This is a genomic window from Streptomyces sp. NPDC058289 (assembly GCF_042880975.1).
GTDB lineage: Bacteria > Actinomycetota > Actinomycetes > Streptomycetales > Streptomycetaceae > Streptomyces > Streptomyces stoeckheimensis.
In genome coordinates this window covers 19,646-40,338 of sequence record NZ_JBHVYI010000079.1, presented here as the reverse complement: position 1 = coordinate 40,338, position 20,693 = coordinate 19,646, and the positions used below count along the sequence as shown (strand labels likewise).

Here is a 20,693-nt window from a genome sequence, read left to right as displayed (position 1 = left end):
TTTTTAAAACCCCACGTCCACATATCCCCCCCCCCCCAAAACCACACCTTTTCCGGGGGGGGGGCGGGCACCCCCCGCCCCCCCCCCACCCACCGGTTTTTTCATGCCCGCACAGGGCCCTCCGTTCTCGCCGTACCGGCGCCTGTCAGCTCTCGCTGCGGCGCAGCTTCGGCTTGAGGTCCTTGAAGCGGCCGAGCAGTCCGTTCACGAACGAAGGCGACTCGTCCGTGGAGAACTCCTTGGCCAGCTGGACGGCCTCGTCGATGGCCACGGCGTCCGGGGTTCCGTCGACCCAGATCAGCTCGTAGGCACCGAGACGCACGATGTTCCGGTCCACGACCGGCATGCGGTCGAGGTCCCAGTCCACGGCGTAGGTGGCGATCAGATCGTCGATGCGGTCCACCTTGTCGGCGTACCCCTCGACGAGTTCCATGGTGAACTCGTTCACCGCAGGCTGACGGTCGGTGTCCGACCGCGAGTGGCGGACCCAGTCCGCGAGGACCTCGCGCACGGAGACCCCGCGCTGGTCGGCCTCGAACAGGATCTGGAAAGCGCGCTTGCGCGCGTTGCTCCGGGCAGCCACGGTTAGCTGTTCACCCGGCCGAGGTAGTCGCTGGTGCGGGTGTCGACCTTGATCTTCTCGCCGGTGTTGATGAAGAGCGGGACCTGGATCTCGTGGCCCGTCTCCAGCGTCGCCGGCTTGGTGCCACCGGTGGAACGGTCGCCCTGGACGCCCGGGTCGGTGTGCTGGATGGTCAGCTCGACGGCGGCCGGCAGCTCGACGTAGAGCACCTCGCCCTCGTGGCGGGCCACGGAGGCGGTGAAGCCCTCGATCAGGAAGTTGGCGGCATCGCCGACGGCCTTCTTGTCGACCATCAGCTGGTCGAAGTCCTCCATGTCCATGAAGACGAAGTACTCGCCGTCCATGTAGGAGAACTGCATGTCGCGGCGGTCGATGGTGGCCGTCTCGACCTTGGTGCCGGCGTTGAACGTCTTGTCGACGACCTTGCCGGACATGACGCTCTTCAGCTTGGTGCGCACGAAGGCCGGGCCCTTGCCGGGCTTGACGTGCTGGAACTCGACGACGGACCAGAGCTGGCCCCCGTCGAGCTTCAGCACCATGCCGTTCTTGAGGTCGTTCGTGGAAGCCACGGTTTGGGAATCTCCTGCACTGGAAGACCACGGGTGCGCGCACAGCCCGACGCGGGCTAGAGCGCGAGCAGCTCCTTGGTCGTAATGGTGAGTAGCTCGGGACCGCCGTCCGCCTCGGGGCGTACGACGAGCGTGTCATCGATCCGGACACCACCCCGGCCAGGGAGGTGAACCCCCGGTTCGACGGTGACCGGCACGCAAGCGTCCAGTTTACCCATGGCCGTAGGTGCAAGCTGCGGGTCCTCGTCGATTTCGAGACCGACTCCGTGTCCGGTCCACGCCGCGAGGGCCTCGCCGTGACCTGCGGAGTCGAGTACGGAGCGGGCCGCGTGATCCACATCTCGGTACGCGGCCCCGGGCAGCAGGGCCTCCCGGCCCGCCCGCTGGGCGGCGAAGACCAGGTCGTACAGCTCGATCTGCCAGTCGGCGGGGGTCGTGCCGATCACGAAGGTGCGGCCGATCTCGCAGCGGTAGCCCCGGTAGTTCGCGCCGAGGCAGACGGAGAGGAAATCACCCTCCTCGACCCGCCTGTCCGAGGGCCGGTGCCGGGAGCGGCCGGAGTGCGGGCCGGTGCCGACGGAGGTCGGGAAGGCCGGGCCGTCGGCCCCGTGGTCCACGAGCCGGCGTTCCAGCTCCAGGGCGAGGTGCCGTTCGGTGCGGCCCACCAGGATCGATTCGAGCAGCTCCCCGAGGGCCTGGTCGGCGATCTCGGCGGCGATCCGCAGGCAGGCGATCTCCTCCTCGTCCTTGACGAGGCGCTGCTGTTCGACGGCGGTCCCCAGATCCGCGAGGCGCAGCCCGGGCGCCACCGAGCTCAGGGCGCGGTGCCGGCCGACGGTGAGGTGGTGTTCCTCGACGGCGAGGGAATCGGCGCGGGCGGCGGAGGCCGCGTCGGCCGCCGCGACGGCGGGATCCGCCCCCGGGCCGGCCAGCACGGAGAGCCGCAGGTTCTCGTCGAGCCGCCCCTCGTCGGCTTCCCCGGAGGGCTGGCCGGCGCAGAACAGCATGTCCTCGCCGCCCGGACCGAGCAGCAGGACCGCGCCCAGCGGCGACGCCCCGGAGAGGTAACGGACGTTCGCCGGACGCGTGATGAGTGCGGCGGCGTTTCCGGCGGCCGCACAGCGGTCGCGAAGCAGGCCCCGGCGGGCCGCGTACACGTCTGACATGCTTCCGAGCCTACGAGCGCTGCGCGCATCCGGCCTGGTGAGCACAGCCGTCCGGGGGCCGGGCCGGGCCCGGCGGGCGCCGCGGGCGGGAATTTCAGTAGGCCGGTTGGGAGATGACCCGGGCCAGGGTCTCATCCAAGGCGCGGGCGGTGCCCTCGACGTCCAGGTGGGAGTTGTCGATGATCGGCAGCCCCGATCCGTACCAGCCGGCCATGCGGCCGTGGATCCGCGCGACCTCCTCGTCGGAGAGGCGCCGGTTCCCGGAGCGGGCGGCATTGCGCTCCAGGACGATTTCCAGGCCGGGCAGCAGGACGACGGGCAGCAGCGCGGGCCCCACGTGCCGCTTCCAGCCGCCGAGGCCCACCACCGGCCGGTCCGGGAAGACGGCGTCGTCGAGGATGCACGAGATCCCGTTGGCCAGGAAGTTCCGGGCGGCGAAGCCGCAGGTGCGGCGGGCGAGGCGGTACTGGGCCTCGGAGTGGTCGTTCCACCCGGCCTGCGGATCCGCGAAGCCCGAGCACACCCATTCCCGTACGTCGTCCAGGCTGACGTGCGCGGTGGGGACGGGCCGGGTGCCGGCCCAGTGGCGGGCCACCGTGGTCTTGCCGGCGCCCGCGGGGCCGATCAGCAGGACCGCGAGGGTGGCTCCGCCGGTGCCGGGAGCGGCGGGCGGCAGCGGGACGTGCCCGGTGAACCCGTCCGGCGGACCCGGAGCGGCCAGGGGCGCCGCGGGCGCGGAGGGCATGGGAGGCGTGGGCCAGCCCCCCACGGGCGGTACCCCCGGCTGCGGGGGCGCCGCCGGGTGCCGACTCCCCTGCGGCTCCCAGCCACCGCCTCCCACTCCCTGCTGCATCCGCTGCCACTCCGTCTCGTTCCACCACGACTGATGCGAGAACGTTATATGACCCCGGCGGCTCGCCGGGTCACGCGGTCGAGAGGTAGCCCGGTTCAGGGCGGTTCGGGCCGGTTCGCGCCGGCCCGAACCGGCTCAGGCCGTGACCTCGCCGAAGGCTGCCACGAGGACGGCCGGGTCGGGACCCTCCAGGACGGTCGGCTTCGCCAGCCCGTCCAGGACGATGAAGCGCAGCAGGTCGCCACGGGACTTCTTGTCGAGCTTCATGGTCTCCAGGAGCTTGGGCCACTGGTCGCCGCGGTAGGTCAGCGGCAGCCCCACCGAGGCGAGGACGGCCTTGTGGCGGTCTGCGGTCGCGTCGTCGAGCCGGCCCGCGAGCCGGCCGAGTTCGGCGGCGAAGACCATGCCGATCGAGACGGCCGCGCCGTGGCGCCACTTGTAGCGCTCGTTCTTCTCGATGGCGTGCGCGAGGGTGTGCCCGTAGTTGAGGACCTCCCGCAGGCCCGACTCCTTGAGGTCGCTGGAGACCACGTCGGCCTTGACCTGGATGGAGCGGCAGATCAGCTCGGCCGTGTGCGGGCCGGCGGGCGTGCGCGCCGCCTCGGGGTCCGCCTCGATCAGGTCGAGGATCACCGGGTCGGAGATGAATCCGGCCTTGATGATCTCGGCGAGACCGCTGACGTAGTCGTTGACGGGCAGCGAGTCCAGCGCCGCCAGGTCGCAGAGGACGCCGGTCGGCGGGTGGAAGGCACCGACGAGGTTCTTGCCCTCGGCGGTGTTGATGCCGGTCTTGCCGCCGACGGCCGCGTCCACCATCGCCAGGATGGTCGTCGGGACGGCGACCCAGCGCACCCCGCGCAGCCAGGAGGCCGCGACGAAGCCCGCGAGGTCGGTGGTGGATCCCCCGCCGACGCCGACGATGGCGTCGCTGCGGGTGAAGCCGGACTGGCCCAGCGCCTTCCAGCAGTACGCCGCCACCTCGGCCGTCTTGGCCTCTTCGGCGTTCGGCACCTGGATGGCGATGGCCTCGTACCCCTGCGCGGCGAGGTCGTCCCGCAGGGCCTCACCGGTCGAGGCGAGGGCCTCGGGGTGGATGACGGCGACCCGCTGGGCCTTCGTACCGATCAGGGAGCCGAGCTCGCCGAGCAGCTGCCGGCCGACCAGCACCTCGTACGCGTCGTGCCCGGCGCTCGCGCCGACCTGGATCCGCGTCACCTGGTCTGTCATGCGTTCTTCAACTCCAGAGCATCGAGGACCGCCTGGGCGACCTCTTCGGGGGTACGGGCGTCGGTGGCCACCACGACGCGCGCGACTTCGGTGTACAGGGGGCGCCGGGCGTCCATCAGCTCGCGCCACTGGCGGCGCGGGTTGACGGCGAGCAGCGGGCGCGCGGCGCCGAGGCCCACGCGCTTGACGGCTTCCTCGACGTCCATCGAGAGGTAGGCGACGGGCAGCCCGGTCAGCAGTTCGCGCGTCTTCTCGTCGAGGACGGCGCCGCCGCCGAGGGCGAGGACCCCCTCGTGTCCGGCGACGGCGGCGGCGACCGCCTCCCGCTCCAGCTCACGGAAGTACGGTTCGCCCTCGTCCACGAAGATGTCGGAGATCTCCCGGCCCTGGGCCGCAACGATGTCGGCGTCGGTGTCCCGGTAGGAGACTCCGAGCCGCTGGGCGATCAGCTCGCCCACGGTGGACTTGCCGGACCCCATGGGGCCGACGAGGACCACCAGGGGTCCGGTCGCACGGGCGCCGGTCACCGGATCTGCAGGTTGTCGAGGTAGGACCGGACGTTGCGGCGGGTCTCGGGGACCGAGTCGCCACCGAACTTCTCCACCACGGCGTCGGCCAGCACCAGGGCCACCATGGCCTCCGCCACGATGCCCGCAGCCGGCACCGCACAGACATCGGAACGCTGGTGGTGCGCCACCGTGGCCTCGCCCGTGGCCACATCCACGGTGGCGAGGGCCTTCGGAACGGTCGCGATCGGCTTCATCGCAGCACGCACCCGCAACAGCTCACCGGTGGTCAGACCACCCTCGGTACCACCGGAACGACCCGTGGTCCGCTTGAGACCCTCGGGCGTGGAAACGATCTCGTCGTGAGCCTGCGAACCGGGCACACGCGCCAGGTCGAAGCCGTCACCGACCTCCACACCCTTGATGGCTTGGATGCCCATCAGCGCAGCCGCAAGGCGCGCGTCCAGACGACGGTCCCAGTGCACGTGCGAGCCGAGGCCGACGGGCACGCCGTAGGCGAGGACCTCGACGACACCACCCAGGGTGTCACCGTCCTTGTGGGCCTGGTCGATCTCCGCGACCATCTGCTTCGACGCATCGGCATCGAGGCAGCGCACCGGGTCGGCATCGAGCTTCTCGACGTCGGCAGGGGTCGGGTACACCCCGTACGGGGCCTTCGCCGCAGCCAGCTCCACCACGTGCGAGACGATCTCGATGCCCGCGACCTCCTTGATGAAGGACCGGGCGATCGCACCGAGGGCCACACGGGCAGCAGTCTCACGCGCGCTCGCGCGCTCCAAGATCGGCCGAGCCTCGGAGAAACCGTACTTCTGCATCCCCGCAAGGTCGGCGTGGCCCGGCCGCGGCCGCGTCAGCGCCGCATTGCGGCCGGTCTCCTTGAGCAGCGAGGGGTCGACCGGATCGGCCGACATGACCGTCTCCCACTTGGGCCACTCGGTGTTCCCGATCATCACGGCGACCGGCGAGCCCTGCGACAGACCGTGGCGAACACCGCCGAGGAAGGTGATCTCGTCCTGCTCGAACTTCATCCGGGCACCGCGGCCATAGCCGAGCCGCCGCCGGGCCAGGTGTTCGGCCACCAACTCCGTGGTCACCGGAACGCCCGCGGGAAGCCCCTCCAGCGTCGCCACCAGAGCCGGGCCGTGGGATTCTCCGGCCGTCAGCCAACGCAACCTGCTCAATTTCCGTCTCCCCAAGCGAAGTCGTAGGCGCCGTGCAACCAGGCCGCCTTGTCGTACATGTCCTCGTCGGACAGCGCAGCCAGCATCGCGTTGCGCTCCACCCGCGCCTCCCCGGAAGCGTGGTAGAGCCTGCGCCCCATCTCCCGCGCCACCAGCTGCACCCGGGCCGTACGCTCCCGGCGTGCCGCGTTGTACTTCTCCAGACGCTGGACGAAATCGTCCTCGCGGCCGTCCAGCAGACCTGACAGCAGGACCGCGTCCTCGAGGGCCTGGCAGGCACCCTGCGCCGCGTACTGGAGCATCGGGTGCGCGGCGTCCCCGAGGAGCGCGACCCGGCCCTCGGTCCAGCGGTCCACCGGGTCGCGGTCGCACAGCACCCAGGACTTCCAGTCCCGCCCCAGCTCCAGCACCCGGCGGGCCTGGCCGGACAGTCCGGGGAAGGAGCTCAGTACGTGGGCGTGCTCGGCCGGCACACCGGCCACGGCCTCCGTGGCGCCGTCGTCCACGGTCACGGCCAGGTTGAAGTGACTGCCGCCCGCGATCGGGTAGTGCACGAGGTGCCACTTCGGGCCCGCCCACAGGACCACGGTGTTTCCCCGCAGCTCCTCGGGTGCCTCTTCCACGGGGATCACCGAGCGGTAGATGGTGTGGCCGGACACGCGCGGGGGCCCGTCCCCGACCAGCTGCCGGCGGACCGCGGAGTGCAGGCCGTCGGCGCCGATGAGCGCAGAGCCGGTGAGCCGCCTGCCATCGGCGAGAACGGCCGTCACCGCGCCCGCCCACTGCTCGTACGCGACGACGCGGCACCCTCCGAACAGTTGGATGCCCGGGTGGCGACGGGCAGCCTCCAGCAGCGGCAGGTAGAGGTCCACCCGGTGCACCACGGCGTACGGGTTGCCGAACCGGGCCCGGTACTTCTCCGTCACCGGAAGGGCCGCGACCTGCTCGCCGGTGGTGCCGTCCATGAAGCGCAGTTCGTCGACGAGGACGGCGCGTTCGCGGACCTCCCGGCCCACTCCGAGCAGGTCGAGCGCGTGGAAGGCGTTCGGGCCGAGCTGGATGCCGGCACCGACCTCCGTGAAGATGTCCCTGCGCTCCAGGACCGTGACCTGATGGCCGCGTTTCGCGAGCCCGAGTGCCGCAGCGAGTCCACCGATGCCACCACCGGCGATGAGTATGTCGGCCATGGGTGTCTCACCTTCCCTTTCCTGATCAGTGACTGCTGGTGCTCGATCGAGGCGTACGGCTCGTGCGGTCCGGGAAGAGCCGCTCCAGCTCGGCGTGGAAGCCGGGGAAGGTCTTGCCGACGCAGGACGGATCGTCCAGCGTGATGCCGGGGACGCGCAGTGCGAGCACCGAGAACGCCATCGCGATCCGATGGTCGCGGCGACAGGCGATCCGGGCGGCCGTGGGGCGGCCCGGATGGACGGTGAGCCGGTCCGGACCGGACTCGGTGCGGATCCCCAAGGCCCGCAGGTTCTCCTCGACCGCAGCGATCCGGTCGGACTCCTTGAGCCGCGCGTGCCCGATGCCGCGCACCGTGATCGGCGCGTCGGCGAGCGGGGCCACCGCCGCCAGCGTCATGAAGGTGTCGGAGATGTCACCCATGTCGATGTCGAAGCCGCCGCGCAGCGGGCCGGTACCGGTGACGGTCGTCGCCCGGTCGGTGATCTCCACGTGGGCGCCCGCCCGGGCCAGCACCCGGACGAAGCCGAGGTCGCCCTGGACGCTGCCCGTGCCGAGGCCCGGCACGGTGATGCTGCGCCCCGTGACGGCGGCCGCGGCGAAGGCGTACGAGGCGGTGGAGGCATCCGGCTCGATGTCCAGCCGGGCGGCCCGGTAGCCGCCCGGCAGCACCTGGATCGCCCCGCCCTCGAACTCGTCGAACTGGTCGATGTACGCCCCGAATTGACGCATCAGCGCTTGGGTCATGGTGATGTACGGCCGGCTGACCAGTCCCGCGCCCCGTACGACCAGCGGCTGCCGCATCAGCGGCCCGGCCATCAGCAGACCGGTGAGGTACTGGCTGCTGAGCGAGGCGTCCACGGTCACATCGCCGCCGGCCAGACCCCGGGCGGCGACCGTCAACGGCAGTCCGCCGGCCGGCTCGGTCACCCGGACGTCCGCGCCGAGCACGGCCAGCGCGTCGGCCAGCGGCCGCAGCGGCCGGGCCCGCAGCTGGTCGGTCCCGTCGAACCCGAACTCGCCCTCGCCGGCCGCCGCGAACGGCGGCAGGAACCGGGCCGCCGTACCCGCGTCCTCACACCACACGGCGGCGCCGCCGCTCGGCGCGCCGCCCGTGCCGGTCACCTTCCAGACGCCGTCGTCGCCCGTCTCGATGTGCACTCCGAGCCCGGTCAGGGCCTCCCGGAAGGCAACCGTGTCCTCGCTGACCAGCGGATCCCGCAGCAGCGAGACGCCGTCGGCCGCGGCGGCCAGGAGCAGCGCCCGGTTGGTGATGCTCTTGGAGCCCGGGATCCGGGCGATCAGTGCCGGCCCGCTCACCGCGTACCCCGCTGTGCCACGACGCGGGCCAGGCTGGCCCGGGCGGTGGCGGCCACGTTGCCGGCGGTGAAGCCGTGGCGCTCGTACAGCGCGGTGTACGGGGCGCTGGCGCCGAACTGGTCGAGCCCCACCGGGATCCCGGCGTCGCCGAGGAGCTGGTACCAGCCGAGCGCGGATCCGGCCTCGACCGAGACACGGGCCCGCACGGCGCTCGGCAGAACCTGCTCGCGGTATTCGGGGGTCTGCTCCTGGAACCATTCCAGGCACGGCATCGACACGACCCGGGTGGCGATGCCCTCGCCCTCGAGGACGGCGCGGGCGTCCAGCGCGATGTGCACCTCGCTGCCCGTGGCGATCAGCACCACCTGGGGGGCGCCGCCGGCGGCCTCGGCCAGGACGTAGCCGCCGCGTGCGGTGCCCTCGGCCGATTCCACACCGGACGCGGCAGAGCGGTCGAGGACCGGCAGGTTCTGCCGGGACAGGCAGAGTCCGGCGGGCCGGTCGTCGTTCTCCAGGACGGTGCGCCAGGCGACTGCCGTCTCGTTGGCGTCGGCGGGGCGTACGACGTCGAGGCCCGGGATGCCCCGCAGCCCCCACAGGTGCTCGATGGGCTGGTGGGTGGGGCCGTCCTCGCCGAGCCCGATGGAGTCGTGGGTCCAGACGTAGGTGACGGGCAGCTTCATCATGGCCGCGAGGCGGACGGCGGGGCGCATGTAGTCGGAGAAGACGAGGAAGGTACCGCCGTAGGGGCGGGTCCCGCCGTGCAGGGCGATGCCGTTCAGGACGGCGCCCATGGCGTGCTCGCGGATGCCGAAGTGCAGGGTCCGCCCGTACTGGTGGCCCGGGAAGGCCTCGGTCGCCCGGTCGGCGGGAACGAAGGAGGGCTCGCCCTTCATGGTGGTGAGGTTGGACTCGGCGAGGTCGGCGGAGCCGCCCCACAGTTCGGGCAGCGTCGCGGCGAGCGCGCTCAGCACCTCGCCCGACGCCTTGCGGGTGGCGACCTGGCCGCCCGCCTCGAAGACGGGCAGCGCGTCCGTCCACCCCGCGGGCAGTTCGCGCACGCTGATCCGGTCGAACTCGGCCGCCCGCTCGGGGGAGCCGGCGCGCCAGTCCGCGTACCGCTTCGCCCAGACCTCCACGTCGGCGCGGGCCCGCTCGCCGACCTGCCGGGCGTGCGCGAGCACCTCGTCCGGTACCTCGAAGGAGCGCCGGGGGTCCAGGCCCATGGCCTCCTTGGTGGCCGCGGCCTCGGACGCGCCGAGAGCCGAACCGTGGATCTTTCCGCTGTTCTGCTTGCCCGGCGACGGCCAGCCGATGATGGTGCGCAGCGCGACGAGCGAGGGCCGTCCGGTCTCCTCACGGGCGGCCGACAGGGCCTCGTGCAGGGCGGCCATGTCCTCGACGTACGCCCCGGTCACGGTCCAGTCGACCTGCTGGACGTGCCAGCCGTAGCTGCGGTAGCGCGCGGGCACGTCCTCGGAGACCGCGATCAGCGTGTCGTCCTCGATGGAGATGCGGTTGTCGTCCCAGAGCACGACCAGGTTGCCCAGCCGCTGATGGCCGGCGAGGGAACCGGCCTCGTGGCTGATGCCCTCCTCCAGGTCGCCGTCGGAGACGAACGCCCAGACGGTGTGGTCGAAGGCGCTCTCGCCCGGGGCGGCGTCCGGATCGAACAGACCGCGCTCGCGGCGCGCCGCCATCGCCATCCCGACCGCATTGCCCAGGCCCTGGCCGAGCGGGCCGGTCGTGGTCTCGACGCCGGGGGTGTGCCCGTACTCGGGGTGCGCCGGGGTCAGGCTGCCCTCGGTGCGCAGCGCCTTGAGGTCGTCGAGTTCCAGGCCGTAGCCGGAGAGGTAGAGCTGGGTGTACAGGGTCAGGCTGGAGTGCCCGCAGGAGAGCACGAAGCGGTCGCGGCCGGCCCACTGGGGATCGGCCGGGTCGTGCCGCAACAGCCTCTGGAACAGCAGGTAGGCGGCCGGGGCCAGGCTCATGGCGGTACCCGGGTGGCCGTGGCCCGCGGCCTCCACGGCATCGATCGCCAACGCGCGGGCGGTGTCGACTGCGCGCCGGTCCAGGTCGCTCCACTCGAAGGTACGGAGGGATCTCTGCTCGGGGCTGCTCGTCACTGTGCTCAGGGCTCCTCTGCTCGGCCGGGCCTCGGGGCTCGACTGGGTGCTGGTCACACGCTGGTCTTGCGGTCGAGTACGAGGTCGTGCCCGACGATGTACGCGGCCGAGTCGGAGGCGAGCCAGACGACGGTGTCGGCGATCTCCTCGGCGCTGCCCCCCCGGCCGAGCGGGCAGGGGCTGATGGCGTTGATGCGGATGGCCTTGGCGAAGTACTCCTTGGCCGCGGTCCGGGTGAGGGCGCTGACCGCCGCCGTGGACGCGGCGTACGCGCCCAGGCCCGGGAGCATGCCCTGGGATCCGATGTTGCTGGCCGTGTTGACGATGACCCCGCCGCCGGACCGCTCCATGTGGGCGATCTCGTGCTTCATGGACAGCCAGACGCCGGTCAGATTGGCCGTCAGGCTCTGGGCCCAGGCGGTCTCGCTGATGTCCGCGACGCTCTGGTGGGGGCCCAGCTCCGTGGTGTTGTTGAAGGCCACGTGCAGTGCCCCGTGGCGGCGCACGGTCTCGGCGACGATGTAGGCGGCGCCGACGTCGGCGCCTTCCGTGGGATCCGAGACCTCGGCGACCACGCTGTCGGCCTGCCCGCCTTCGTCGCGGATCAGTTTGACCGTTCCGTCGAGCGTCTCAGGGTGGCGTCCGGCGACCACCACCAAGGCTCCGAGCCGGGCGAAGGCCACCGCCGCTGCCCGGCCGATGCCTTCGCCTCCTCCGGTCACGAGGACGACCCGGCCGTCGAACCGTTCAGACATCAGTGCTCTCCTGATTCTCCGCAGGGGACTCCGAGGAATGCGTCGACCCGCGCCGAACGCATGCGAAACCAGCGGCCACCTTGCAAGGAACCGGGCCTCGCTGGGCAGTGCACCTGGGGCACTTCGTCAGGTCCTGGAGGCATCTGACGGACTGCGCGGCCCCCCTTTGACACCGCGATCCGACCAGCGGATGCTGCACGCCGGTAAGCGGACGAAAGGGAAATCAATGCTGACGCTTTCGTGGACCCGTCCGGTCGTGGACACGGGTCAGGAAGGTCGCGGCGGTCCCACCCGGGAGAAGCTGTGGCAGGCCCTGCTGCACAAGGCGGAGCATCCGGCGGAGTACGTGCCGGCCATTGCCGAATGCCGGATCCACGATCGGTACGCGGACGGGCTCCTACGGGAAATCCGGCGCGGGGAGCACACGTTCCTCCAGCGGGTCACCGCCCAGGAAGGTGCCGGGCGCATCGTCTACCGGCACCTGGACCACACCGACATCGCGGAGATACGCAACGAGATCGGGGAAGACGAACAAGGGCGGCTCACCCTCACGCTGAGCATCACCCTGACCGACGACAGGGCGGCCGCGATCCTGGCGCAGAACCCGTATCTGCGGGACCTGGACAGCGACTTCCACGGCACGCTGGACGCCATGACGGCCGTACTGCGCCAGGTCTCGACGGGGGCCGGAACGGCGGGGACGCAGACGGCCCCTCCCGACCCGAACGGGTCGTGAGGGGCCGCTCCGTCCTCGTCCACGGTCCAGCCTCGGACCAGGCCTCGGACCAGGCCTCGGAGCAGACCTCAGATCAGGCCGAGACCCGGCAGCCCGGGCAGCGTGTGAACGCCCTCGACCGTCGCCTCGACGTCGAACACCGCGTACTGCACCGGCGCCCGTCCGATGAGCTCGGCGGCCCGCGGGGCGAGCGGCCGGGCCGCCGCCTCCGCGGACTCCCACAGCAGCACCGCTCCCCAGCGCTCGGTCTGCGGATCCGCGATCCAGAACTTCAGCCGCAGGCCCTCGACCGACGCGAACCGGTCGACCGCCTCGTCGCGCAGGTACGACCGCAGCGACTCGATGCTGTGCCCCGAGCCGGCGAGATCCCACCAGGCCACCGTCGCCTTCATACAAGCTGCTCCTGCAGCAGCCCCGCCAGGGCCTCGCCGACGATGCGGATGCCGTCCTCCGTGAGCACGGACTCGGCGTGGAACTGCATCGACCGGAAGCCGGGCCCGCGCAGCGCGTGCACCTCGCCGGTCTCCGCCTCCCGGCACACCTGCACCGTGCCGACGCCGGGCACCTCGACGGTGTCCGAGGCGCTCTGCGCCGCGAAGGTGTTGTAGAAGCCGACGCGCTCGCGCCGCCCGAACAGCTCGATCTCCCGCTGCACCCCCTGGTTGGGCTGCTCCCTGCGCCGCAGGCCGAAACCGAGCTTGGTGCTGAGCACCTGGTGGCTGAGGCACACGGCGAGGAACGGCCGCCGCTCCACGAGCAGGGTGTCGACCGCGGCCCGCAGGTGCGCGATCTTCGGATGGTCCACCTCCCGCGGGTCACCCGGTCCCGGGCCCATGACGACCAGGTCGTACGGGGCGAAGTCGTAGGGCTCGTCGAAGCGGCAGACGGTCACCTCCGCATCGATGGCCCGCAGTTGGTGCGCGATCATCGCCGTGAAGGTGTCCTCCGCGTCGACCACCAGCACCTTGCGGCCCGCGAGCAGCGGAACCGGGCGGGCGCGGTCGGCTTCGTCGTCCAGCCAGAAACCGGCGATCGTGTCGTTGCGCCGGCTGAGTGCCGCCCGCACTTCGGGGTGGTCGCCGAAGCGGCTCGGTCCGGCCTCCTCGAACACGGCCAGCAGGCCTGACGCCTTGGCGCGGGTCTCGGCGACCTCGGACAGCGGGTCGGAGTGGCGGACTAGGGTGGCGCCGACGCCGATCCGCATCCGCCCCCCGTCGTCGATGTCGGCGGTCCGTATGAGGATCGCCGAGTCCAGCGTGCGCTCGCTGTTCTCGTCCTGGCCGATGAGGGCCAGGACGCCGCTGTAGTAGCCGCGTCCCTGCGGCTCGTACTTCTTGATGACCCGGCCCGCGCTCTCCAGCGGGGACCCGGTGACCGTCGGAGCGAACAGCGTCTCGTGGAGGATCTCGCGCGGGTCGCGGGAGGTGCGGCCCTCGATGAAGTACTCGGTGTGCGCGAGCCGGGCCATCTCCTTCAGATAGGGCCCGACGACCCGGCCGCCCGAGTCGCAGATCCGGGCCATCATCTTGAGTTCCTCGTCGACGACCATGTACAGCTCGTCGGCCTCCTTGCGGTCGGCGAGGAAGTCCATGACACCGCGCAGCTCGGGTCCCGAGGCGGGGAAGCGGTAGGTGCCGCTGATGGGGTTCATCACGGCCCGCCCGCCCGCCACGCTCATGTGGCGCTCGGGAGAGGCGCCGATGAGCGTGCGGTCGCCGGTGTGCACGACGAACGTCCAGTACGCGCCGGTCTCCCGCTCCAGCAGCCGGCGGAAGAACCGCAGTGCCGTGGCGACGGAGTAGTCGCTGATGTCGGCCACGAACGAGCGCTTCAGCACGAAGTTGGCGCCCTCGCCGGTGCCGATCTCGTCCGCGATGACACGGCGGACCGTCTCGGCGTACGTGTCGTCGTCGACGTCGAAGTCGCCGCCGGGCACGAGGTGGACGGGTGCGTCGGGGATCCGTCGCAGCACGGTGTCGAGCGGCACGTGCGTCTGCTCGTCGATCACCATGGCGAGCAACGGGGTGCCGTCGTCCGGTGCCTCGAAACCGCGCTCGGCGAGCTGCCGGTACGGGATCAGGGTGAGCACGTCCTGGCGCGCGCCGGCACCCTCCAGGACGTCGCCGAGCGGTACGTCGGCCAGTGTCGCCGCCTCGACGAACGAACCGAGGAACAGGTCGAGCCGATCGGTGGGAGAGGTCTCCGGACGGTGGATCAGTGCGAAGGCCGGCGGCCGGTCGGTCAGGATCCGGCCCAGCTGGTCCGCGGTCATGCCGAAACCCTTTCCGCGTACGCGTCCACCCGGTCCGGGAGGGCCGTGAGGAGCTCCTTCGTGGTGGTCAGGGCGGCGCACCGGCCGGCCGCGTACTCCAGCGTCATCCGGTGCTCCTCCCAGCTGAAGTCGGCGATGGCATCGGCGACCAGGAAGGGCTGGATGTCGTTGGTGAACGCGTCCACCGCCGTCATCAGGACGCCCACGTGGGCGTACACGCCGCAGATGATCAGCTGGTCGCGGCCCTGTGCGCGCATCCGCTCCAGCAGATCGGTCTTGAAGAAGGCGCTGTAGCGCCACTTGGTGAGCATCCAGTCCCCGGCCGCCGGCGCCACCGGGTCCACGACCTGGCGGTGTTCGGGGCTCGGCCGCATGCCCGGGCCCCAGAAGTCGGCGAGCAGGCCGCGCTCTTGGGGCGTCATGCCGCCGGGCTGCGCCGTGTAGGCGACCGGAATGCCGAGCGCCGCTGCGCGTACACGCAGCTCGCCGGCGTTGCGGCACAGGTCCACGACGGGCTGTTCACCGGCGGGGAAGGCGGTCAGGAAGTACTTCTGCAGGTCGTGCACAAGCAGCACGGCGCGGTCCGGGTCGACTTCCCAGTCCACGGTGGTGGCGGGCAGGTCGGCTGCCGAGGGCATCGGATAGGGGCTGATAGCAGGGATCCCTGCCATGCGTTTCTCCCTCTCGTTCACGGTCTCGTTCACGGTCTCGTGGACGGTTGGCTGACGGTTGGCTGGCTGGTCACACCGGTCTCAGGCACCTAGCGCCGCCCCACCGTCCACGGTGAGGTCGTGCATCGTGATGTGCGCGGCCTTGTCGGAGAGCAGGAAGACGACCGCCTCGGCGACGTCCTCGGGGCGGGCGATCTTGCCCAGCGGGATGCCGACGCGGTAAGAGCCCGGCACCCCTTCGATGGAGGCCTTCGAACTGCTCTCGTCCTGCCACATCGAGGTGAGCATCGGGGTGTCCGTGGATCCCGGCGCCACGATGTTCGCGCGGATCCCGAACTTGGCGACCTCCAGGCCCAGACACTTGGTGAACATGGTCGCGGCCGCCTTCGAAGCGGCGTACGCGGACATCTCCGTACGGGCGGTGCCCGCGGAGTTGGAGGCGATCGTGACGATCGCACCGCGTCCACGCGGCACCATGCGGTTGACGACGGCGCGCGAGACGAGGAACACGCCCGTGGTGTTGACCGCGAACGTCGTGCTCCACTCCTGGTCGGTGAGGGCACGGGCCTCGGCGAGCCGCAGCACGCCGGCGGCGTTGACGAGGAAGTCGAGCGGCCCCACGAGCGCCTCTATGTCGTCCACCAGCGCCTCGACCTCGGCGCTGGAGGTGACGTCGACGGGGAACGGGTCGACGCGGCCTCCTTCCTCGATGACCGACTTGGCCAGGTCGCGCAGCCGGGTCGCGTCCATGTCGACCGCGGCCACCCGGACTCCCAGGGCGGCCAGTGCGCGGACGATGGCCGCGCCTATACCGCCGGCCGCTCCGGTGACGAGAGCGATTTTTCCTTCCATGGCGGGAACGCCCCTCTGTATTTCAGCCTCAGCCGCGCCAGGCGGATACGACTTCGATGGCCTGGTCGGAATTGAGGCGCGGGTCGCAGAACGAGGTGTACTTCTCGCCCAGCTCACTGACGTGGTATTCGTCTCTGACACATTCGCGTACGGCGTCGGGAGTGGTCTCCAGATGAAGTCCGGCCGCGACTCCGCCGTTTTCGTTGACGGCCGCCTGGAATTCCTCGACCTCACGCACAACGGATGTGATGTAGCGGGTCTTGTAGCCGCCGGGAGCACTGACGGTGTTCCCGTGCATGGGGTCGCACATCCAGAGCACGGGGTGCCCGGCCTCGCGGACCGCGCGGACCAGGGCGGGCAGCATTTCGGCAGCCGTGCCCTCGCCCATCCGGGATATCAGCGTCAGCCGGCCCGCCTCGCGCAGCGGGTCGAGGCGGCCGCACAGTTCGACCAGTTCGGCCGGGGTCATCTTCGGGCCGACCTTGGTGGCGACCGGGTTGGAGATGGACGCGAACAGTTCGACGTGGGCGCCGTCCAGCTCGCGCGTGCGCTCGCCCATCCAGGGCCAGTGCGTCGAGGTGAGCAGCACGGAGCCGTCGGACTGGGTGCGCAGCATCGGGCCCTCGTAGTCCAGCAGCAGGGCTTCGTGGCTGGTCCACACCGGGGCCTCGGCCCCGGACGGTCGCTGCTCGCCGTGCCAGCCCAGGGACCGCATGGCGTCCGCGGCCGCACGGTAGCCGGCGACCAGCCGCTGCGGGTCGGGCCGGCGCAGCTCGGGATCGGGCTCCGGGCTGTTGACCATGTGGCCCCGGTACACGGGGAGTTCGACGCCCTGGACGAACTCGGTGTTGTTGGATCGGGGCTTGCCGAACTGACCCGCGAGCCGGCCCACCCGTACGACGGGCTTGAGCGAGCGCATCTTCATGACGCCGGCCAGCATGTCGAGGAGCGCCGCCTTGCGCGCCACGTATCCGGGGGTGCACTCGGCGGGGTCCTCCGCGCAGTCGCCGCCCTGGACGATCTGCACCTCGCCCCGCGAGGCGGCGGCCAGCAGGGCCCGGAAGTCCTCGACGTCCTCCGCACGCACAAGAGCGGCCGAGTGCTCTATTTCGGCCCTCGCAATCACCAGAGCGTCTTCGTCGGGCCAAACGGGCTGCTGGCCCGCCGGCGATGATTTCAAGCGCGCGACACCGTACATGTGGCACCTCCCGGTACTGAACCTGCCGTGACATCGGATGCAGCGAGAAGCCTGCAAAGAAAAGATTGAGTCAACCACCAAGGATTCACCGATTCGTCAGGTGGCGACACATTCGGTCACGTCGGCCTGCGGCCGGGAATTCGACATGACGCATTACCCGTATCCATGGGATCGGACGGCGGCGAACACATTAAAGTCCGCGCCCGCCCGGGGGAAAACAGGAGCAGACCTTCCGCCCCACCTGACACAGAGACAACCATCCACCGGCGGCGCATGTCGTGGACGCTTAAGGTCAGGACCGTGGTGAGTCAAGAAGCACGAGACCTGCTGAAACAACTGGTGTCCGAAGGCGTCTCGCCATGGCTGAGTGCGCGCGGTCCCGAAGAGTTCGAGACGAGCGCCCGGCCTCCGGTCCTGGGCAACCACTTCCACAACGCCCTGGCGCCCCCGGGCAGCTCCCTCGCGCTGCTCCGACGGACCTGCGACCTGCTGCGGCCCGTGTTCGAGGCGACCGAAGGCGCCGTCGGCCACGTCTCCGTGCCGGTGTCCCCCCTGAGGGCCCACGACACGCACGCCTTCCGGTCCGCGGCCCGCGCGCTGCACCGGCAACTGGCTCGCCCCAACTTGCTCGTACGGATCCCCGCGACCCCGGCCGGACTTGAGGCACTGGCCGACTGCCTGGCCGAGGGCATCGGGGTGCACGCCTCGCTGGTCTTCTCGGCCGAGCGGTACGCCGAGGTGCTCGATGCCTACGTCGACGGGCTGGAGCGCTCGCTCGCGTCCGGCCGGTCGCTGGGCGACGTCGCGATGGTGGCCTCGTTCCCGGTGGGGGTGTTCGACGCGGAAATCGAGTCCCGGCTGGACGGGCTGGGGGTCGACCCTGGCCACGAGGTCCGGGGCGCGGCGGGTCTGGCCGTCGCCCGCGCGATGTACCGGCTCCGTGAGCAGCGGCTGTCCGGGGACTGGTGGCGGGTGCTGCGGGCCAACGGCGCGCCGCAGCCGCGGCTGTTGTGGACCGCCGGGGGCACCGACGCCGGCGCTCTCGTCGGATGGAACACGGCGCTCGCGCTGTCGGTGGACACCCTGGAGGAGGCCGCGCGCCGGGCGAACTTGAGCGGGGACACCCTGCTCACGAGGGAAGGCGAGGCGAAGGGCGCACTGGCAGCCCTGGAGCGGCTCGGCATCCCCTCGGCTCGGGTCGCGGCCGTGCTGGAGACGGCGGAACTCACCCGTCTCCAGCACGACTGGGACGTCATGACGAAATCGTCTGCCGCTGCCTCTCCGGGAAACGGGCGTTCGTCAGCGCCAGGAACGGGGCAGCCTTGACCGCCGTCTCCTCGTACTCCGCGTCCGGGTCGGACAGGGCCACCACGGCCCCTCCTACGCCGTACCGGACCCGGTCCGGCGTCACCGTCGCGGTACGGATCACGATGCTCAGATCCGCGGCGCCGGAGAGCGAGAAGTAGCCGATGGCTCCGGAGTACACCCCGCGCGGGCCCGCCTCCAGGCGGTCGATGATCTGCATCGTGCGGATCTTGGGAGCGCCGGTCATCGAGCCGCCGGGGAACGCGGCGCGCACACAGTCCACCGCGGTCAGCTCAGGCCGCATCTGCGCCCGTACGGTGCTCACCAGTTGATGGACCGTGGCGTAGTGCTCGACCCGGAAGAGGTCATCGGCCTCGACCGAGCCCGGTACCGCGCAGCGGCCGAGGTCGTTGCGGACCAGGTCCACGATCATCAGGTTCTCCGAGCGGTCCTTCTCGTCGCTCAGCAGGTCCGCCACCAGGGCCGCGTCCTCCTCGGCGGTGGCACCGCGCGGGCGGGTGCCCTTGATGGGCGAGGACTCCATCAGCCCGTCACGGGAGACCCGCAGGAACCGCTCGGGCGAGCTGCTGAGCACGGACAGCTCACCGAACTGGAGCAGGGCGGCGAACGGTGCGGGGCTGGTGAGCCGCATCGAGCGGTACGCCGCCCAGGGGTCGACGGTGGTGTCGGACTCCGCCATGTTGGTCAGGCAGACCTCGTAGCTCTCCCCCGCGGCGATCTCCTCCAGGCAGGAGTCGATGAGCCCCAGGTAGGCGCGGCGGTCGTGGCGCAGCCGGATCTCACCGCCCGAGCCGCCGGAATGGGGCGCCGGCAGCCGCAGGCCCGAGAGGCGCGTGAGGCGCTCCGCCGTCCCGGTCAGCCAGCGCTGCGCCTCGGCGTCGTCCCCCTCCGCGAGCGCGAGGAGATGGGTGGTGTTCGTGACGTGGTCGAACACCAGGGCCCGGTCGGCGAAGACCATGGTGGCATCGGCCACGGGCGAGCGGTGCACGAGATCGCCGCCGCACTCGGCCTTCAGCTCGTAGCCGAGGTAGCCGACCCAGCCGAGGGCGAAGTCGAAGGGCAGCTCGTCGTCTCCGGTGGGGAGCTCGGTACGGATCGAGCGCAGATCGCGGTCGATCCACTCCATGAAGGGGCCCGCGACGAGCCCGCCGTCGCGGCCCCGCGATTCCACGGTGACGACTCTGCTCCACACGTCGGCCGTGGCCACCCGGGCGAGCGGGCCGGTGGCGTCGCCCATGACGGAGAACCGGCCGCGCTCGGCTCCGGGCAGGCTGCTGTCGAGCCAGTAGGCGTGGTCGTTGCCCCGGAAGAGTTGGTCGTAGACGGCCTCGGCGTCCCAGGCCGTGGTCATGCGGCTGGTGATCAGCTTGAGCTCACGGGGCGGCGCGGGCTCGGACGGCGTAGCCGGAGCGGGCGCGGGCTCGGACGGCGTAGCCGGAGCGGGCGCGGGTGCAGGTGCAGGTGCGAGTACGGGTGCGAAGAGAGGTGCGTGTACGGCTGCGGGTGCGGGTGCAGCTGCGAGTAAGGGCGAGGGTGCGGGCACCGCTCGGTGTGCTCCGTACGCCCTGCTCAACCGGGCGAAGTTCGCCAGCAGTTCCGTGCCGTACTCACTGCAGATCGATTCGGGGTGGAACTGCACCCCCCACATCGGGCGCGCACGGTGCCGCAGCCCCATCAGTATTCCGTCCGGAGTCCATGCGGTGGCCTCCAGCTCGCCGGGCAGGTCGGTCACGGCGAGGGAGTGGTACCGCACCACCTCCATGGGCGACGGCAGCCCGGCGAACAGGTCCGTGCCGTCGTGCAGGACGGGCGAGGTGCGCCCGTGCCGCGGCTGCGGCGCGCGGTCCACGGTGCCGCCGTGCAACAGGCCGATCCCCTGGTGGCCGAGGCAGATGCCCAGCAGCGGCAGGTCGGTCCGGTCGATGATCTCGGCGCAGATGCCGAAGTCGGCGGCTCGGCCCGGGGTCCCCGGACCCGGCGAGACGACGACGTTGTCGAAGGCGGCGAGGTGCGCGGTCCTCCAGTGCGGGTCGTCATTGCGGACGACTTCCGGCTCCCTGCCATTCACCTCGGTCAGAAGGTGGAACAGGTTGTACGTAAAAGAGTCGTAATTGTCGATAAGCAGCGTGCGCACGATGAAACTCCC

19 protein-coding genes are annotated in these 20,693 nt (G+C 71.1%); 2 read left to right on the top strand and 17 right to left on the bottom strand.

Annotated features, from left to right (window positions below):
* Window positions 1-145 precede the first annotated feature (145 nt).
* The 11 genes from nusB to ACFVX6_RS31045 form a co-directional block, all read right to left on the bottom strand.
* Window positions 146-583 (bottom strand): transcription antitermination factor NusB, encoded by a 438-nt coding sequence (gene nusB / locus ACFVX6_RS31095; protein ID WP_214948214.1) that lies wholly within the window; start codon window positions 581-583, stop codon window positions 146-148.
* A gap of 2 nt (window positions 584-585) precedes the next feature.
* The gene (efp, locus tag ACFVX6_RS31090; protein WP_389697108.1) at window positions 586-1,152 is read right to left on the bottom strand and encodes an elongation factor P; all 567 of its coding nucleotides are present in this window, start codon (window positions 1,150-1,152) and stop codon (window positions 586-588) included.
* Between the two features lie 56 nt (window positions 1,153-1,208).
* Window positions 1,209-2,318, bottom strand: coding sequence for a M24 family metallopeptidase (locus ACFVX6_RS31085; RefSeq protein WP_389697106.1), 1,110 nt, complete (start codon window positions 2,316-2,318; stop codon window positions 1,209-1,211).
* A 94-nt stretch (window positions 2,319-2,412) separates the two neighbouring features.
* Entirely contained in the window at window positions 2,413-3,171 is a 759-nt protein-coding gene (locus tag ACFVX6_RS31080) for an AAA family ATPase (protein ID WP_389697104.1), read from the bottom strand.
* A 135-nt stretch (window positions 3,172-3,306) separates the two neighbouring features.
* Window positions 3,307-4,398 (bottom strand): 3-dehydroquinate synthase, encoded by a 1,092-nt coding sequence (gene aroB / locus ACFVX6_RS31075; RefSeq protein WP_389697102.1) that lies wholly within the window; start codon window positions 4,396-4,398, stop codon window positions 3,307-3,309.
* A complete protein-coding gene (locus tag ACFVX6_RS31070; protein ID WP_267040891.1) occupies window positions 4,395-4,877 on the bottom strand; it encodes a shikimate kinase in 483 nt (160 codons plus the stop codon). The genes aroB and ACFVX6_RS31070 overlap by 4 nt, the downstream gene beginning before the upstream one ends.
* 44 nt (window positions 4,878-4,921) lie before the next feature.
* Window positions 4,922-6,106: a chorismate synthase gene (gene aroC / locus ACFVX6_RS31065; protein ID WP_327307703.1), complete on the bottom strand. Its 1,185-nt coding sequence runs from the start codon at window positions 6,104-6,106 to the stop codon at window positions 4,922-4,924.
* Complete coding sequence (locus ACFVX6_RS31060; protein ID WP_389697100.1) at window positions 6,103-7,293, bottom strand: 3-hydroxybenzoate 6-monooxygenase; 1,191 nt, start codon at window positions 7,291-7,293, stop codon at window positions 6,103-6,105. The genes aroC and ACFVX6_RS31060 overlap by 4 nt, the downstream gene beginning before the upstream one ends.
* Window positions 7,294-7,318: 25 nt before the next feature.
* Window positions 7,319-8,611 carry a 3-phosphoshikimate 1-carboxyvinyltransferase gene (gene aroA, locus ACFVX6_RS31055; RefSeq protein ID WP_389697098.1) on the bottom strand — a complete coding sequence of 431 codons (1,293 nt, stop codon included), beginning with the start codon at window positions 8,609-8,611 and terminating at the stop codon, window positions 7,319-7,321.
* A complete protein-coding gene (gene tkt / locus ACFVX6_RS31050) occupies window positions 8,608-10,737 on the bottom strand; it encodes a transketolase (protein WP_389697096.1) in 2,130 nt (709 codons plus the stop codon). Before tkt ends, aroA begins: the two co-directional genes overlap by 4 nt.
* A 53-nt stretch (window positions 10,738-10,790) precedes the next feature.
* Complete coding sequence (locus tag ACFVX6_RS31045; RefSeq protein WP_389697094.1) at window positions 10,791-11,492, bottom strand: SDR family NAD(P)-dependent oxidoreductase; 702 nt, start codon at window positions 11,490-11,492, stop codon at window positions 10,791-10,793.
* Window positions 11,493-11,718: 226 nt separating this feature from the next.
* Between ACFVX6_RS31045 and ACFVX6_RS31040 the strand changes: the two genes are divergently transcribed.
* Window positions 11,719-12,228, top strand: a complete 510-nt coding sequence (locus tag ACFVX6_RS31040; protein WP_389697092.1) for an AtaL-like protein — start codon at window positions 11,719-11,721, stop codon at window positions 12,226-12,228.
* A 68-nt stretch (window positions 12,229-12,296) separates the two neighbouring features.
* Here ACFVX6_RS31040 and ACFVX6_RS31035 read toward each other — a convergent pair whose 3' ends face one another.
* The 5 genes from ACFVX6_RS31035 to ACFVX6_RS31015 form a co-directional block, all read right to left on the bottom strand.
* A complete protein-coding gene (locus ACFVX6_RS31035) occupies window positions 12,297-12,620 on the bottom strand; it encodes a hypothetical protein (RefSeq protein WP_389697090.1) in 324 nt (107 codons plus the stop codon).
* Window positions 12,617-14,500 carry an anthranilate synthase family protein gene (locus tag ACFVX6_RS31030; RefSeq protein ID WP_389697088.1) on the bottom strand — a complete coding sequence of 628 codons (1,884 nt, stop codon included), beginning with the start codon at window positions 14,498-14,500 and terminating at the stop codon, window positions 12,617-12,619. Before ACFVX6_RS31030 ends, ACFVX6_RS31035 begins: the two co-directional genes overlap by 4 nt.
* Window positions 14,497-15,171, bottom strand: a complete 675-nt coding sequence (locus ACFVX6_RS31025) for an isochorismatase family protein (RefSeq protein ID WP_389697086.1) — start codon at window positions 15,169-15,171, stop codon at window positions 14,497-14,499. Before ACFVX6_RS31025 ends, ACFVX6_RS31030 begins: the two co-directional genes overlap by 4 nt.
* An 81-nt stretch (window positions 15,172-15,252) precedes the next feature.
* Window positions 15,253-16,023, bottom strand: a complete 771-nt coding sequence (locus tag ACFVX6_RS31020; RefSeq protein ID WP_389697084.1) for a 2,3-dihydro-2,3-dihydroxybenzoate dehydrogenase — start codon at window positions 16,021-16,023, stop codon at window positions 15,253-15,255.
* A 28-nt stretch (window positions 16,024-16,051) separates the two neighbouring features.
* A complete protein-coding gene (locus ACFVX6_RS31015) occupies window positions 16,052-17,221 on the bottom strand; it encodes a 3-deoxy-7-phosphoheptulonate synthase (RefSeq protein WP_389697082.1) in 1,170 nt (389 codons plus the stop codon).
* Window positions 17,222-17,521: 300 nt separating this feature from the next.
* Between ACFVX6_RS31015 and ACFVX6_RS31010 the strand changes: the two genes are divergently transcribed.
* Window positions 17,522-18,547, top strand: a complete 1,026-nt coding sequence (locus ACFVX6_RS31010; protein ID WP_389697080.1) for a transaldolase family protein — start codon at window positions 17,522-17,524, stop codon at window positions 18,545-18,547.
* Here the strand turns inward: ACFVX6_RS31010 and pabB are convergent.
* Entirely contained in the window at window positions 18,474-20,681 is a 2,208-nt protein-coding gene (pabB, locus tag ACFVX6_RS31005; RefSeq protein WP_389697078.1) for an aminodeoxychorismate synthase component I, read from the bottom strand. The two genes, ACFVX6_RS31010 and pabB, sit on opposite strands and share 74 nt — an antisense overlap.
* Window positions 20,682-20,693: the final 12 nt, after the last annotated feature.

Bases quoted from the DNA above. Each gene is read 5' to 3' on its own strand.
- aroB (WP_389697102.1), bottom strand. From the start codon at position 4,398: ATGACAGACCAGGTGACGCGGATCCAGGTCGGCGCGAGCGCCGGGCAC.
- ACFVX6_RS31040 (WP_389697092.1), top strand. From the start codon at position 11,719: ATGCTGACGCTTTCGTGGACCCGTCCGGTCGTGGACACGGGTCAGGAA.
- ACFVX6_RS31080 (WP_389697104.1), bottom strand. From the start codon at position 3,171: ATGCAGCAGGGAGTGGGAGGCGGTGGCTGGGAGCCGCAGGGGAGTCGG.
- ACFVX6_RS31025 (WP_389697086.1), bottom strand. From the start codon at position 15,171: ATGGCAGGGATCCCTGCTATCAGCCCCTATCCGATGCCCTCGGCAGCC.
- ACFVX6_RS31070 (WP_267040891.1), bottom strand. From the start codon at position 4,877: ATGGGGTCCGGCAAGTCCACCGTGGGCGAGCTGATCGCCCAGCGGCTC.
- ACFVX6_RS31060 (WP_389697100.1), bottom strand. From the start codon at position 7,293: ATGGCCGACATACTCATCGCCGGTGGTGGCATCGGTGGACTCGCTGCG.
- ACFVX6_RS31045 (WP_389697094.1), bottom strand. From the start codon at position 11,492: ATGTCTGAACGGTTCGACGGCCGGGTCGTCCTCGTGACCGGAGGAGGC.
- ACFVX6_RS31030 (WP_389697088.1), bottom strand. From the start codon at position 14,500: ATGACCGCGGACCAGCTGGGCCGGATCCTGACCGACCGGCCGCCGGCC.
- ACFVX6_RS31035 (WP_389697090.1), bottom strand. From the start codon at position 12,620: ATGAAGGCGACGGTGGCCTGGTGGGATCTCGCCGGCTCGGGGCACAGC.
- ACFVX6_RS31085 (WP_389697106.1), bottom strand. From the start codon at position 2,318: ATGTCAGACGTGTACGCGGCCCGCCGGGGCCTGCTTCGCGACCGCTGT.
- ACFVX6_RS31015 (WP_389697082.1), bottom strand. From the start codon at position 17,221: ATGTACGGTGTCGCGCGCTTGAAATCATCGCCGGCGGGCCAGCAGCCC.
- ACFVX6_RS31020 (WP_389697084.1), bottom strand. From the start codon at position 16,023: ATGGAAGGAAAAATCGCTCTCGTCACCGGAGCGGCCGGCGGTATAGGC.